The sequence below is a fragment of the Acaryochloris marina MBIC11017 genome (genome assembly GCF_000018105.1).
GTDB lineage: Bacteria > Cyanobacteriota > Cyanobacteriia > Thermosynechococcales > Thermosynechococcaceae > Acaryochloris > Acaryochloris marina.
Window position 1 is genome coordinate 1459858 of sequence record NC_009925.1, and the last position, 14892, is coordinate 1474749.

Annotated in this window: 14 protein-coding genes; 6 read left to right on the forward strand and 8 right to left on the reverse strand. The window is 47.1% G+C overall.

The genetic code is table 11. The features are described from left to right. Positions 1 to 29 precede the first annotated feature (29 nt). Both AM1_RS06570 and AM1_RS06575 read left to right on the forward strand, forming a co-directional pair. A complete protein-coding gene (locus tag AM1_RS06570; protein WP_012162029.1) occupies positions 30 to 518 on the forward strand; it encodes a GNAT family N-acetyltransferase in 489 nt (162 codons plus the stop codon). 63 nt (positions 519 to 581) lie between these two features. Next, entirely contained in the window at positions 582 to 1298 is a 717-nt protein-coding gene (locus AM1_RS06575) for a hypothetical protein (RefSeq protein WP_012162030.1), read from the forward strand. A 15-nt stretch (positions 1299 to 1313) separates the two neighbouring features. Here AM1_RS06575 and AM1_RS06580 read toward each other — a convergent pair whose 3' ends face one another. Together AM1_RS06580 and AM1_RS06585 are read right to left on the reverse strand one after the other, a co-directional pair. Further along, complete coding sequence (locus AM1_RS06580; RefSeq protein WP_012162031.1) at positions 1314 to 2852, reverse strand: phytoene desaturase family protein; 1539 nt, start codon at positions 2850 to 2852, stop codon at positions 1314 to 1316. Between the two features lie 52 nt (positions 2853 to 2904). After that, positions 2905 to 4584, reverse strand: a complete 1680-nt coding sequence (locus AM1_RS06585; protein WP_012162032.1) for an OmpA family protein — start codon at positions 4582 to 4584, stop codon at positions 2905 to 2907. 1162 nt (positions 4585 to 5746) lie between these two features. On the opposite strand from AM1_RS06585, the gene AM1_RS06590 reads away from it, so the two are divergent. Then, a complete protein-coding gene (locus tag AM1_RS06590; protein ID WP_041659288.1) occupies positions 5747 to 7015 on the forward strand; it encodes a hypothetical protein in 1269 nt (422 codons plus the stop codon). Between the two features lie 216 nt (positions 7016 to 7231). After that, positions 7232 to 8239, forward strand: a complete 1008-nt coding sequence (locus AM1_RS06595) for a lipase family protein (RefSeq protein WP_012162034.1) — start codon at positions 7232 to 7234, stop codon at positions 8237 to 8239. An 84-nt stretch (positions 8240 to 8323) separates the two neighbouring features. Here AM1_RS06595 and AM1_RS06600 read toward each other — a convergent pair whose 3' ends face one another. The 6 genes from AM1_RS06600 to AM1_RS42055 all read right to left on the reverse strand — a co-directional run bounded on the left by AM1_RS06600 (position 8324) and on the right by AM1_RS42055 (position 13068). Further along, positions 8324 to 9388 (reverse strand): ABC transporter ATP-binding protein, encoded by a 1065-nt coding sequence (locus AM1_RS06600; protein ID WP_012162035.1) that lies wholly within the window; start codon positions 9386 to 9388, stop codon positions 8324 to 8326. 32 nt (positions 9389 to 9420) lie between these two features. Continuing rightward, the gene (locus AM1_RS06605; protein ID WP_012162036.1) at positions 9421 to 9936 is read right to left on the reverse strand and encodes a DUF937 domain-containing protein; all 516 of its coding nucleotides are present in this window, start codon (positions 9934 to 9936) and stop codon (positions 9421 to 9423) included. Positions 9937 to 10092: 156 nt separating this feature from the next. Further along, positions 10093 to 10767, reverse strand: coding sequence for a response regulator transcription factor (locus tag AM1_RS06610; RefSeq protein WP_010478060.1), 675 nt, complete (start codon positions 10765 to 10767; stop codon positions 10093 to 10095). Then, entirely contained in the window at positions 10764 to 12278 is a 1515-nt protein-coding gene (locus AM1_RS06615) for a sensor histidine kinase (protein ID WP_012162037.1), read from the reverse strand. The genes AM1_RS06610 and AM1_RS06615 overlap by 4 nt, the downstream gene beginning before the upstream one ends. A 12-nt stretch (positions 12279 to 12290) precedes the next feature. Next, positions 12291 to 12902: a cysteine dioxygenase family protein gene (locus tag AM1_RS06620; RefSeq protein WP_012162038.1), complete on the reverse strand. Its 612-nt coding sequence runs from the start codon at positions 12900 to 12902 to the stop codon at positions 12291 to 12293. Between the two features lie 28 nt (positions 12903 to 12930). After that, the gene (locus tag AM1_RS42055) at positions 12931 to 13068 is read right to left on the reverse strand and encodes a hypothetical protein (RefSeq protein WP_012162039.1); all 138 of its coding nucleotides are present in this window, start codon (positions 13066 to 13068) and stop codon (positions 12931 to 12933) included. Positions 13069 to 13702: 634 nt separating this feature from the next. Here AM1_RS42055 and AM1_RS06630 point away from each other — a divergent pair. Both AM1_RS06630 and AM1_RS06635 read left to right on the forward strand, forming a co-directional pair. Next, positions 13703 to 14089: a hypothetical protein gene (locus AM1_RS06630; protein WP_012162041.1), complete on the forward strand. Its 387-nt coding sequence runs from the start codon at positions 13703 to 13705 to the stop codon at positions 14087 to 14089. Positions 14090 to 14280: 191 nt separating this feature from the next. After that, complete coding sequence (locus tag AM1_RS06635; RefSeq protein ID WP_012162042.1) at positions 14281 to 14742, forward strand: hypothetical protein; 462 nt, start codon at positions 14281 to 14283, stop codon at positions 14740 to 14742. Positions 14743 to 14892: the final 150 nt, after the last annotated feature.

The window sequence follows — 14892 nt, forward strand, 5'->3', positions numbered from 1 at the left end:
GAATATGGCTCTTGGTAACAGGAGTGACCATGCCCATCGATTCATCCCTAGATTCCGAGTTGAAGGTTACGCGAACCATCTATGCGGACCATGCCAACGATATTTTTTTAATTCGGCAGCAAGTGTTTCATATCGAGCAAAATATTGATCCGGAGCTGGATATGGATGGAGAAGATGAAACTGCTAATCACTTCGTGGCCTATTGGCAACAGCAGCCCGTCGGCATTGCCCGGATTAGAGCCTATGGAGATGGAACCCAAGCCAAAATTGAGCGGGTAGCCGTGTTGGAGGGCTTTCGTCAGCAGGGAATTGGTAAAGCGATTACCACCGCAGCCCTGCAATATGCCCAACAGCAGGGATTTGCGACAGCTATTCTGTATGCCCAATCTCAGTCAGCATCATTTTACGAGCAATTTGGATTCGAACGGCGGGGAGACCCCTTTCTCCAGGCAGATATGCTGCATATTGCGATGGTTAAAAATCTAGCTGAAACTCCTAGGCAGGATTCGACGTCATAAATCGTTGGTCTTGGAATGGGGGAACCAAGTCTTCAGCTCGGCTTAGGTTTGAAGTAGGTTTGCATGCTTAAAAAGATAGGACTGGTCGCCTTCTTGTTGGTCCTGGGCGGTGGAGGCTGGCTGGCCTATACCTGGCAGCAGGTTACCCATCTCCCGGATTGGTATACCCGGCCTTCAACACCGGAAACAGCTCCTTCCACATTACTGCCCGCCCAAGTCGATGAACCGGCTGAGATAGAGCGCTTAGCTTTTGACCTGCACCAAAAAGTTGATCGCGTCCTCGGTACCACTGCCTCCCAGACACCGGAAGTGCAATTAACGGCCCAAGAATTCAATCAGTTTGTGGTCACGTCTCTTCCAGTCCAAGCTCGCAGTCCTAAAGTGATTACTTCCATCAAAGCGATGAATACCAAGATTGAAGCCGGTCAACTCCAAACCGGGATTGTGGTGGATACGTCGGCATTGCCGTTAGATCAATTGCCGTCTGAGTATCAAGCAACGGTCAAGGGACTACTGCAAAGTTTCCCGGTTTTACAAGACAAGGAAATCTATGTGGGGGTGGAGGGCAAACCTCAGATCCAACAAGGGAAGGTCGTCCTCGGCAAAGATGCCAGGTTGGTTGTAGGCAATGTTCGATTCTCCTATGCAGATCTGCGCGATCGCATCAATCTTCCATCCGATCTTTTAGACAACCCTGTTAATCTTCAGTTGGGACAGCTCCAAATTAAAGATCTGAATTTTCAGGATCAAACGGTTATTGTCAAAGGCCAAGCACGGTAAAACAAGACTGATGCTTTACGGCACTAGTGTTTGTAGTAAATCCTGAATCTGCTGTGGGGAGACTAGGGTATTGGCGCAGAGGATACCGGAAGCAGCCACTGCGGGTACACCAATGCCAGGCATGGTTGAATCCCCCACTCGATACAGGCCCGATATAGGGGTATGGCAACTAGGGAAGGTTCCATTGCCAGCAGCAATAGCAGGACCATAGGTGCCTCGATGGCGGCGGAGATAATGACGATGGGTGAGGGGGGTGCCGATGAGTTCTAGAGTGATGCGCGATCGCACATCCGGTATCACGGTTTCTAAGGCTCGATAGAGTGACTGGGCCCGCTCCTGCTTCAACTGTTCATAATCCACCACCTGCTCCCAGGGGGCAAAGGGTTCCAGGGTATAGGTATGAATAACATGATGTCCTTCGGGGGCGAGGGACGCATCCCAAACTGAGGGAATCGACACCATGCAGGTATTACCAGGATGAATGATGGGCTGCTGGTTGCTATGGATGACCACATGATGTCCTGGGAGGTCCGACAGTCCATCAGAGCAGATGCCCACATGGAGGTGCATAAAGCTATCAACCGCAGGGGTAGCTAAGGATCGTCGTCGATAGGCCGGCGGTACATCCTCCGGTTTGAGAAGCTGATTGAAGGTGTCCCAGACCGTAGCATTGGAAATGACAATGGGGGCCGTTAAGCGTTCCCCATTCTTAAGCTGAATCCCCTGAACTTTTCCACCTTTCACGAGGATTTGGTCCACATGGGCCTTGAGGCGCAGGTCTCCCCCCCACTTCTTTAAACCTCGAATCAGGGCTTGGATTATGGCAGGACTGCCGCCGACGGGATAATCAATGGTGGAACCAGACCGTTCCCCAAACATAAACGCCATTTCCGGGGCAACGGTGTCTTGGGCTGTAAGCCCTGAGAGTAGAAAGCATTCCAAATCGAACAAGCGACGCACCCAAGGATCCCTCACGGTGCGATCGAGCATGGCTCCAGCAGAACTCTGAATATTGCGGAGCTGGGGCAATAGCTGGGCTAAAGCCATAGGCTGATGCCGGATCAGCCAGGGAATCAAGGTCCAATTGCTGCGGAGGGTGAGGAGAGGAATTTGTTTCAGCGGGGCAAATAGGGCCAGAAAATCTTGTTCCAGTTTCTGGAGCTGACGAGCACCGTCAGGGGTAATTTGAGCGACGGCGTCTCGGTACTTTTGGGCATCTCCATAGATGGGGAAGCCCCTTGCTAAATGCCCAGCCGGGTCGTCTGCGGGGAAGTGATAGTAGCCAAGAGGGTCATATGCGATCGCATCGACGGTTTCGCCTAAAACCTGCAAGACTTGGCGAACTGGATTCAGGCTGTGAGGGTCACTGAGACCACAATAAAAGGAGGGGCCAGTATCAAAATGAAAACCTTGGCGCTGAAACCCATGGGCTGCCCCACCTGGAATTGCATGGCTCTCACAGATGAGTACACGTTTACCGTATCGGGCCAACAAACTGCCAGCGATCAGTCCTCCGATGCCGCTACCAATCACGAGGACGTCATAATCTGCCATTGATGCTTTAGGGCCTTTTGCGTATCTAATGAAATGTTAACGCTAGGATCAGTTAAGGTGTGAATCCTTTGCCAATCGAGACTCTAATATTAGGGCTTTCTGAACCACCAGAATTCAAAGTCGTCTGAACACTGGCTGTAGGCAACTTATCTACAACATATTGCTCCACCGCCGTTGCTCGGCTTTTGAGGAGTGCTAAAGCCCTCGCACTACTGGCATCCGCAAAAGTGGCAGTAATCCGCACCGTATCGTCAGGATTAGCTGTGTCCAATACCTGATCCAATGACTTTTTGGCCTGGTCATTTAATTGCGCCGCCCCTACTTCAAACTGAATGGCAATCGTTGTTTGTGTTGTTGTCGTTGCCTTTGCCTCAGTCTGCTGTGGGGTTGAGGATGCAGGAGCCGGTTTAGGCGTAGGGGCAGGTTTGGCAGTTGATTGTAACGCAGGGCAGCTCGCAGCAGCATCTGACGTTGCCAGTTCAGCCACAAAGCGACCATCATAGAGTTGATCCACATTATTCGGCGTAGCGGTCAGACGGCCACTGCCATATAACACCTGTTTGGTGTAATTGAGACGCTGACGTAGTAGTTTGGTCGGGCCATTCATCCAGTGATTGGCACAATTGGCATCAAAAAAGTACACGCCTTGTAAAAAGTTCAAGGACTCTGATGCAGTCAATCCCCCTAAATTTTCAAACTGCTGTCGCCAAGCAGTTTTATCAATGGCACGTCGCGAAATATGCTCATAGTAGGCCTTGACAAACTCTTGAACCTTACCAGGATGCTCCTTCAGGACTTGGGGAGAGGCCACTACTACATCAACAATCGATCGTTGAACATGGGCAGAGGAAAGAGAAGGGATATACCCGGCTCGGTTGGCCTGAGTGACGTAAGGTTCCCAAAAAATTCCGGCAACGATATTTTCTCCGGGTTTGGGATTCTGAAACCGCTGCCAAGCCGTTGATGAATCATCCACCCGAATGATATTGAATTTCTCCAACGCAAAATCTGGCGACTTATCAGCCAACAGAATACTAAGATATTCGCTAGGGGTATTACCCGCAAAAATGATGGAGAGGAGTTCGCCCTGCTGGGCTGCTTGGGTGGCTGCACGATTCAACCCTTGAATCGTTGTGACTTGGGGAAATTGCTTATTGTTCAGAACCAAACGATCAGCACCCCGGGTCCAGTCCCACATGGCGACGATTTTGCCGGTATTGGGGGTCTCAAACAGTTGATTGATGGTCGTTACCATAAAATCAACTTCACCACTGGAAAGCTTCTGCGATCTCGTTTCCTGATCTAGCTCATCTGCATAGCCAATGGTAATTTCAGCATCTTTGAGCTTTTTCTGAAAGTCTTGATCCCAGAGGGTACTGTATCCCAAGAACGTATCGCCTAAAACCTCAATATTGGCAGGGCCAGGACTGGCAACTGGCTCAGTCGCTCGCTTCCAAGGACTGATTAATGCGATCGCAGCACTGACGGCCCCTGCAAAGAGTAAAAAACTCAGAAGCACCGTTGTTTTCTTATTCGGTCGCTTAGCTTTATCGTCAGATGGCAAGTTACTTTGGGGTTGAGTAATACGTTTATGCTTAGGCTTGTCGTACAGTGGAGCCCCACACACGATGCACTTGGTCATGTGCATTCGGGTTACAAAATCGCATTGCCAGCAGTATTTACGATCGCCTTCGTCGCCAGCTTTTCTTTCAATGTCTAGTTCAGTTGCCAATCGAATGTCCCCTCAGCATTCATGTTATTCATTATATAGACATAATAAGCTGTAAGTCCTCGTTCCAGGACTCTAAAGTTCAAACTCCCTGATAAATAAGGCGAGACTGGCTATTTAGCCCTATTATCATCCAGTGACTAAATAATAGTTGTTATGAGTGAACCTTTTTGCCATTCGGTGATTGGGCTGGCTAGAGCTTTATGAGAAGCCGTTCCGATCCCTCGTAATAGGTTGCACACATTTTGAGCGCAGGAAAATGTCCAAACGGCTCAAGAATAGATCCTGCTAAGCATTTTTCCAGGTGATGCATTACATTGACCCAAATTGGAACATGTAGCTTCAATTGACACTTAGGGCAGTTGCCCCCGTCAGTTCAAGCCCAGAACGGAAAGTCCTAAGTCTAATTGCCAGTACGGTGAGCCATCACTAAATTGCAGAGCTTCCTTGCTATGTTGGAGAGCGCTGTTAAAAATCATGTCACGAACCTATTCAGCCGTCTCAGTAGTTGCGAACTCAACAAAGGCAGCACTGCTTACCCATTCACTATTACAACAACAGTTCTCACAATATAATCGCTAAATCAAAAATAGTAGAGCAAAGAAGAATCTCAGACTATTTGAGCAGTAAAGATAGTGTAATTTTTAGCATGACATGGCCAGCAGACCAACACCTTACAAGCAAGACAGCGAGCTTAGTAGCAACAATAGCTAGATAGCTTATCAACTAGTTTTTCTAGGCAAATAAAAGCATCCGACTGACAAAACACAAGCATTAATCAGCGGCTCACAGGAAGAAAATAAAACTCATTAAAAAGCATTTTTTATACAATCAAAATCTTCCCTAAGCCAAATTATCAGGCTGTAAATTGTTAAGCATTTCTGCAGTCATAGCGTAAAAAAAATGTATCAAATAGCATAAAAATTCAATATCAATCTGACAGATTCATAGACAATCAATCATAAATATATTGCCCAATTTACAACCATTGTGGCAGCTAGATTCTAGTAGCAAAAAGCTAATAATAGCAGTCATATATCTTGCTAGAACCCAAGCATGCAAAAAGTGATATTTGGGCAAAGCTCATGGATTTAATAATGCAATGAAGACTATATCTAGATTTATAGGGCTATTCATAGCTTGCATCGGATTTACTTTGAGTCTGATGATGCCAATTTCTCCCTCTATAGCTGATACATTAACTCTGGACATCAATGATGTCTCCTTCCTGTGGCCTATCCCCACCACTCAACAAGACGTGGCAAGACTCATTTCCGTGGGAGAAGAAACTTTAACCGGCGGGAAAATATGGCCACAGCAAGTATTTGATTCTGTTATTAACCAAGCGCAAACGGTTAAAGTCTCAAACAATACGATTGACTTTGGTCGAACCTTCGCACCTCAGATCCAGCAGATAGACACCTGGAAAGTGGTAGGGGTCAGGGTAGATCCATGCGCACCCGGCACGGACAAAGCCATTAATCAGGTCTTTGGTTGTGCACCGCAAATCCGTGTGGTTGCTCAGCCCGTAACTGTCAGTGCTGCTGGGCCTAAGATCCATGATTTGACAGCGCATCTAGTGTTCAGATACCTCCAAGGGGTGGATACACCAGCTATCCCCAATGGACCACCCAAAGCCATACCAGATGAACGTAAATTTCGTGAAATCGTTAATGATTTAAAGATCTTAAAGGCAGACCTACAGTTAGCTGGAATTGAAACCAACGGGAATTTAAGTATTCATCCAGGTCTCAAAGCCAAACAAGCTAAGTTCGAAAGCAGTCTAAAGCAATTTCTACAAAAACACCTTTCAGAACAACAACTCGGAGGTGTTGCATTTATGGGGCTAGATGGAACCGAAGAACCCTGGATATTCTTTGCGATGTCTAGACAACCAGATGGAACCTTTGTACAACAGGCTTTCCCAACACTTGGGGGACAAAATGCTCAAATGATCACTGGGACAAGCTTTGGTCAACGCATTATTCCAACCCCCACGCCTACCAATATTGATCGGAACCAAGGGGTCAGTACAGCTATGTTGCTTGGCCCCACCACTACAGCTAGATTAGGGAACTCTGTTGTTCAAGGCAGTCCAACCCCGCAGTTACAGGATATTCCTGACATTATTGCTAATCCTCAAAAATCCCACTTTTTCAATACGGATTGCGTCAGTTGTCATACGGAAAGTGTTTTCCGTAGCCGACTAACTAAATCCAAAAATGGGGCCTTCAGTTACAAGCTACCCACTAATATTTCTAGTGTTGATCCATCACTCCTACCCAAAAGTGGATGGAATGTCAGGAGTTTTGGGTGGTTCCCTCCTGCTAGTCCAACTAGAAAAGCAATTCCAAGCATCTCAATGAGAACAGCTAACGAAGCTGCTGAATCCGTAGAGTTTATCAATCACAAATATCTGGGCGAATCCGATTGAAGTTTTTCATATCTCAAGCATTCTGATCTCCAAAGTTTAGGCCAAAGATGCGGACATATATCGCTTTCGCATCTGCATAAACTTTAAGATTTTACATCTTGATGACATGGCTAAGCAGGATTTTTAAGCCATCTATAAATCACTTGATTAGGTGCAATACTTCCACATGCCCAGAGATCCCCCTCCTTGTTAACACCACCTCATAAGGAACAGATTATGTCCATAAAGAGAAGAGATTTCTTATTTGGATTGACTGCATTTTTAGGTTCACTTGATTCACTGCAGAATTCATTGGGAGAATCGATTGCTATGGCTGATAAAAGTACGGCTAAACCTCTCGCAAATAGAAAAGGGACCGCATTTAATTTCAATTCATCTGCAACAGATTATGACGCCGAGAATGCTTATGCCTTTGCCCTTATTTCTCAATTAGTTTATGAACCATTCAATGAAAGTGAGACTCAAAAAGCTGAGGTCGTAAAGACTGCCAAAAATTGGGGCTATGACGACGTTTACTTTTTCCACAATGAGAATAATGAAATTAATGATTCGGAAGCTTTAGTGCTCGTCAACGCAGAAAGTGTAGTAGTTGCTTTTCAAGGAAGTGAGAAAGATTCGAGAGATTGGGGAAACAATGCCAGATTCAAAAAAGTGAACTATTTGGGAGGCAACGTTCATCGAGGGTTCCTAAAAGCATTTACCGATGTTTGGACGATCGAAGATGACGATACTCAGGTGCTGATGAAGGACAGAGTCCGAAAGGAAATGCAAGGCACACAACGCTCATTGTGGTTCACAGGCCACAGTTTGGGAGGAGCAATGGCAATTCTCGCTGCTGCCTCTTGGGCAATACAAGAAAGTAGTGCTGGCAAAGTCAGTGGGGTTTACACCTATGGACAGCCCAGAGTAGGCGATCAAACGTTTACAAACAAATTCAATCCCCCCTTAAGGTCTAACACCTTCCGCGTGATCAATAACAATGATGTTGTCGCGAGAATTCCCAACATTGGTTATACAGATGTAGGACAAGTTAAGTATTTTGATGAAGATGGTGATTTATATGATGAATCTGACCTGAATCGATTTACAAAATTCCTAACTCGCCTGGAAGGTCGACTGAAAGACCTAGGAAGACCTAGTTCCGATGGCATAAAAGATCACAATTTGGGCGAAGAATATATTCCACACCTAAAAGCTAAACGTCCCAATTCCATGACGGTATAGCTTCAAGAGCGTGTCGGTGTTATCTCAATCAGTGACAAGCTCTTCTTCTAGTCTGGCTTTCTTTCGTTCAGCCCATCTTCAAGGCTATTCCAACCGCATTTGCGATTGCACATCGAACCAGTGCAGCTGATTTGAAGGCAATGCCACCGAAATCGTCTCTCCTGACCAGGTTTGGTCAGTGGGCAATAGAGCCCGGATGGTCTCTTCACCGCCCTGAACTTTAATGCTCAAGAGATTACTCATCCCCAAGTTCTCCACCAGGTAGACTTGCCCCGTGATTGTGGTGGAATCGCCCGGAGTAGTCAGCCGGGTGTGTTCAGGCCGGATGCCTAAGACAATTTCCCGAGGACTCACGGCACTACTCGGTAGAGGAATCCGAGTCTCCCCGAGAATAGCTGATTGATTCTCACACCTGAGGGTTAACAGATTCATCTGAGGACTGCCGATAAATCCAGCTACAAACTGGTTGGCAGGCCGGGAATAAATTTGTTGGGGCGGATCGAGCTGCTGTAAATCCCCTTGGTAGAGCACTGCTACCTTAGATGAAAGCGTCATCGCCTCTGTCTGATCATGGGTGACGTAGACAACCGGGGCATTTTGCTTTTCAAATAGCTGCTTGAGTTCTGCTCGCACCTGCTCTCGCAGCAAGGCATCTAAATTGCTCAACGGCTCATCTAACAGGAATACTGCCGGGTTACGCACTAAGGCTCGTCCTAAGGCCACCCGCTGCCGTTGTCCCCCGGATAGCTGCCCTGGTTTACGACGCATCAAGTCATCGAGGTTGAGGACTCGGCTGGCTTCAGCCACCCGCTGCTGGATATCAGTGCTAGACATTTTGCGCAGCTTCAGTCCTGACGCAATATTGTCGTAGACATTCATATGGGGATAGAGGGCATAGCTTTGAAACACCATGGCAATATCTCGGTCCCCAGCACTTTTATGGGTAACCACGTCGGGTCCAATCACCACATCCCCTCGGGTGGGCTGTTCTAGCCCTGCAATCAGCCGCAGGGTCGTGGATTTGCCACAGCCGGAGGGCCCCAACAACGTCAAGAACTCACCATCCTCCACGGTTAAGCTGAGGTCTTTAACAGGCACAACCTTAGGGTTGTAGGTCTTATTCAGATGTTTGATCTCAAGTTTGGCCATAGTGCAGAGGGAAGTTGAAGTTGGTTAAAAGGCTAACGCTGGCCTAAAAAGTTTCCGGCTAAACGCAGGGCATCGGCAACATCGACATCACCATCCCCATCACTGTCTAAAAATTGATTTAACACAGGATTAGAACCCTGTTGCGGATTGGCTTGGGAAGAACCGCTATGGAGCAAATTCAACACAATGGGAACCAGAACGGGCAACAGTCCTTGAATCACGCTGCTATTTAAGCCGGTCCGTTGAGCAATTTCCTGGGCAATTTGCTGTTGTTGTCCGTCAGAAAACAGGGCATTGACTGCAGCCCCATTCGCACTCGTACCGCTGTATTGATTGACGAGGGCTTGGGCTTGGTCCGCTGACTGAGACTTTAATGCAGAACGGACATGGTTGCCCAGTAGAGACATCGCCGCTTCGGTAGAGCTATTGTTCATGCCTTGCTGTTGGCTAAGTTGCTGCACCGTATTCAGGATATTGCCTAATTGGCCGGTATTAGCCTGTAAGGCTGGGTTATCAATAGCGCTAACGATTTGATCAAAGAGTCCCATAGTTTTTTGTCGGCTTCAGGTGAGGATCGGACTGCAGCATCATGCTTCAGCCCAGAGATCGATAACTGAGCCTCATCCTAAGGGGTGAGCATTCATGGGATCAAGTTAAGGGCGCATCCCTTCATTGGACTTTACGTTTACCAAAGCAATAGCCGCTTACTCTCTCATGACATAACCCACGCCCCTGACCGTCTGAATTAACCGCTTTTCTTGGTTCTCTTCTAGCTTGAGACGAAGGTAGCGAATGTAAACTTCGATGATATTGGAGTCTCCCATAAAGTCGTAGCCCCAGACTTGTTCCAGGATGCGATCGCGGGTCAATACCTGGCGAGGATGCATCATCAAATACACCAGCAAATCAAACTCCTTGGCCGTTAGCTCAATCGAGCGTTCACCGCGGAAGATCTCACGGGTGCGCTGGTTAAGGGTCAAGTTGGAGAATTCTAGGACATCGGGATCTTCTTCCTGGGTGCGCCGCAAGTGGGCTCGCACCCTAGCTAACAGCTCTTCGATGCTAAAGGGCTTCACCATATAGTCATCCGCCCCGGCATCTAGCCCTTCGACCCGATCGCTAATTTCATCTTTGGCGGTCAATAAAATAACGGGAACTTTATCCCCGGTTGCCCGCAGACGTCGACAGACTTCAACGCCAGAGAATCCTGGCAGCATCCAGTCCAGGAGAATTAAATCCGGTTGAGACTCGCGAGCAGCGGTGAGTCCCCCGATGCCATCATTGGCCACGGTCACCTGATACCCCTCATGGGTCAGTTCCATTTCAACAAATTGAGCCAGTTTGGTTTCGTCTTCAACCAGGAGAATATGTGCTGTCATATTTTTGCTTCAGGAGATATGGGTAACGTCACGGTGAATGTACTGCCTTCACCCTCGGCAGACAGGACACTGACTTGTCCTCCCATGCCTTCGGTAAAGGTCTTGACTAGGGAGAGGCCCAGACCAACGCCACCGGTACAGCGGGCTCGGGCTTCATCTAATCGATAAAAACGTTCAAAAATGCGGGACTGTTGTTTGAGAGGGATACCATCGCCGCGATCGCACACATGAATCAAAGCTGAGTCCTCTCGTTGTTCTAGCTTCACTGTGACAGGTTCCGTCGTTGCAGAATATTTAATCGCATTTTCCACCAAGTTTACCAATACCTGTTGGAGACGCTTCGCATCAGCAAAAACGGGAATTAGAGGAGACTCAAACTCCAAATCAATCTGACGCTGATTAAACTTGTCTGCCATATTAACGACTTCTACCGCCACATCGTTCAGAATCAACGTCTCCAGATGATAAGGCATATACCCATCATCCGCTCGGGCTAAACACAGTAAATCTTGCAATAACTGAATCGTCAGGTTCGCCTCAGCCGTAGAGATTTCCAAGGCTTCCCGCTGCATTTCAGTCAGGTTATCGCCCCGCCGTTGAATACTTTGCAAATAGCCTCGGACAATCGTGAGAGGCGTTCGCAGTTCATGGGAGACATTGCCCACAAACTCTCGCTGTCGCTCCGTAGCATGCTGCTGCTCATGCCAAGCCTCAGATAGGCGCTCCAACATCCGATTGAAAGTCTCTGTCAATTCTTGGATTTCACTGGGCGCATTATCAATTTCTACCTTTGTCTTCCCTAAATCATCCGGCGAAATGGCTTTTGTCATTAAGTCCATTTGGCTTAAGGAGCGTAAGGAACGATGCACATACCAAGTTAAAGCCAAAGTGATCAAGACAACAGCAACTGAACTAGCCAAAGCCAGAGATTGCACACTAGCGATAAACTGGCGTTGATCCTCAGTAATATCTTGAGCCACAAATAACGTTCCCAAAGACTGGTTCCTCACCATTAAAGGGCTATGGCAGGCGACAAAATCTCGCCCTTGAATGTGATAGACCTTGGGGACAATGCTGTCTCGGAAAGCCGTTGCCAACGAACCAGGGCCTTCAAATCGTTGCCACGTTGGCCCCGACATATTGGCAGACATCGCCACCAAATTTTCTTGGGAATCGTTGACCCACAGCAGTAAATTACGTCCAGACCGATTGTTAATCGCTTTTTCAATACTCTTTTGCAGCGGGAACATCTCATCTTGTTGATAAAGCACCACATCATCCGCAATGCGATCGCTAATATCAACAATTTTTTGCTTATGACTAGAAATCAAAATCCGCTGCATCTTCCAGCTCGTCCATACAGCGACACTGGTTAACCCCACAGCAATCAGTCCTGCAATACTAGCCGTCAGCCGAAACTGGAGTGACTTAGGATTCACAGCTTGGCGCAACTGAGGAGAGACGTTTCGCCATCCCTTACCCAGGGAAGATTTGATCGGAAGTTCACCCACGCTAGCCGTCCCTCAAAATAACTTAGCGGTATGGGAAACTGAATCAAAGCTGTATCGGTTCTGATAATCCGTCAGTCCGTAAAGATTAAACGTCACCGTCGGTTCATCCCCTAATGCCTCTACACAGTGAATGGCTTCAGGCATTAGGCTAATCGTATCGCCAGGATTTAAAGTCAACTCACCTACGGACTCAATTTTGTGGGGATAGTCATCAGATGGGGTCCGCTGCCAAAACGTATTTTTCTCTTGGCCACTCACCAGCGCTACAACCCCCCACGTTGCATGATTATGAATCTGGGACGTTTGCCCCGGTGCCCAAACCACCGTTTGTACCGTTAGGGGAAAATTCGGTTCATCGTAGAGCATGGTGACCGACCAGCCTTTTTCAGGGTCAGGAGGCTGAATCTCAAACTGCAACCAGGCCGAGTCCGTTAACAGTTCTCTAACGAGGGGATGAATGGCCTGTAAACGCTCCTGATCTTGGTCAGTCGCGGCTAAAATATCTTCAACTTCTGTCAAAAACCGATACAGTCTATAGGTTTGCGCTCTCTTCTGTGGCAAAGACTGATGGGACCAAGGTTGCACTTGGCCATCATCCTTTACGAACCAATCTTGGTCTACCATCTTGACGTTCTACAAAGTGGACTCAAATCTATTGAACACTGACTGGATAGTCAGGGGTAAGGTTCAGGAGACAACTGAAGACGTAGTTCCCCAGCTTTAGCGTAATCGCATAGGATTGAGTTTGTCCTTGATTGAAGTCACCATCACTCACTTTAGGTAAAGTCACTGGGTTAATCTCTTCCCTCCACAAATAGAAACCCAGGCTTAAAACTGGATTTGCGTTTTTCCAAAGTTTCGCTGCTCAGTTTCTTACAATCATCTGCCTGTGTTGTTTTGAACCTGAAATTTTCAGATTCTGTCTCCAAAAATTGACAGCCAGTTTGAGTCAATTTAATCACTTCTACAGGTTGATCTACATCGCTGGTTTGAGTGTTTGAATCACAGCCTTCCACAAGGACAAATGCGAACAAACTTTCATACCGAATGAGTCTAGATTGCATAGAGTTTCAGCTCATCAAGGGGTCTCAAGCAAAGCCCTATCTCAAGTTTAAAGTTGTACAGATGATATCGCCCTGACCCCTAAATAAATTTTTCCTGAGAAGTATGTAGAATCAATCCAAACAGGCTTTAGGGTCACTGTTTAAAATCCTTCAATCCTGCCATAAATCACTTTCTTAACCAATCCCAATCTCCTTCTCAGCAAAATTTCAGATTGGTCAGTCTCAATCAAGAATGTCTGCCTGAACCTTCTGAAAAATTTGCCAAAAGAACTTCCTATTTCAGCCAAATTTCCATTTAATGCAACAATTAATTAGGCAATTTTAGTTGCACCAAAGATTAATCCGTCATGGAGAGTATCAATGAAAGTTAAATATATGGCAATGGTTGCCACCGTTTCTCTACTCAGTGTTGGTGGCCTGGTGATTGGTTGCACTAATCCCTGTGCTGCTCAAGATAAGAACGGAACCGAAACAACTGAAACAGCAGATCCTTGTGCTGCAAAGTCAGGCGATCCTTGCGCTGCAAAGTCAGGCGATCCTTGCGCTGCAAAAGATGACCCCTGTGCTGCCAAAGGAGATCCTTGCGCCGCTAAAGAAGATCCCTGTGCTGCCAAGGCAGATCCTTGCGCCGCTAAAGAAGATCCCTGTGCTGCCAAGGCAGATCCTTGCGCCGCTAAAGAAGATCCCTGTGCTGCCAAGGCAGATCCTTGCGCTGCCAAATCAGAAGACCCCTGTGCAGGATCCTAATCCTTTTCCCCATAGCCTTCGTTAAGGCTGTGCTCAATTACAACTACAGATAACGATAGAATGCTGGAGGTAGATACTATGGTGTCTACCTCTGTTCTATCTGCTGTTTTGCGAGAATTTGATCCATCACCATTGCCAACCAGAGATCCAAGCAAATGCACTGGGACAGATAGTTAGCAAAACCGTTTTCAATGATTAATCAGATGAATCCAACCACTATGTCTTTACGTGTCAAGTTTGCCTGTTTTTGTATGGCGTTTGCGTTGCTCGTCAGCAGTTTCCTCAGCCCACCTGCCCTTGCAGTAACCCAAATTGAACTTAAGGATCTCACCTATGAAGAATGCTCTGCTGAAGTTGGCAAGGGTACCGTTACCAGTGGAGGACCAATCATGCGATTGGCCAACTGTTTTATCATTTCGGGGACAACGGTCAACAAATCCGGCAAACCTGTGATGGATGCAGACGTATTTGGCCGTATCTTTGATGCAAACAACAATCCAGCCATGGAAAACCGGGGACGGTTGGGAGCCATTGATATCGTTGAGCCTGGAGAAGGCACTTTTGAGCTAAGGGTGAGTGTCCCCGATGCCCTAGAAACCCCCTTAAAACTTGAGCAGTTCAAGGCAAGCGGTTTTACAGCCAAAGTCCGTTAACGACTATTGATTTAACCCTTAAAAAACAACCTGAGTTCAACTTTAGAACTCAGGTTGTTTTTTATTGCAGAATAATAGACCTCTTGCATATTTGGATTTGCGATATGGTATTGAGCCTGATGTTCTTTCTCTTCAGTACCATATTACGAA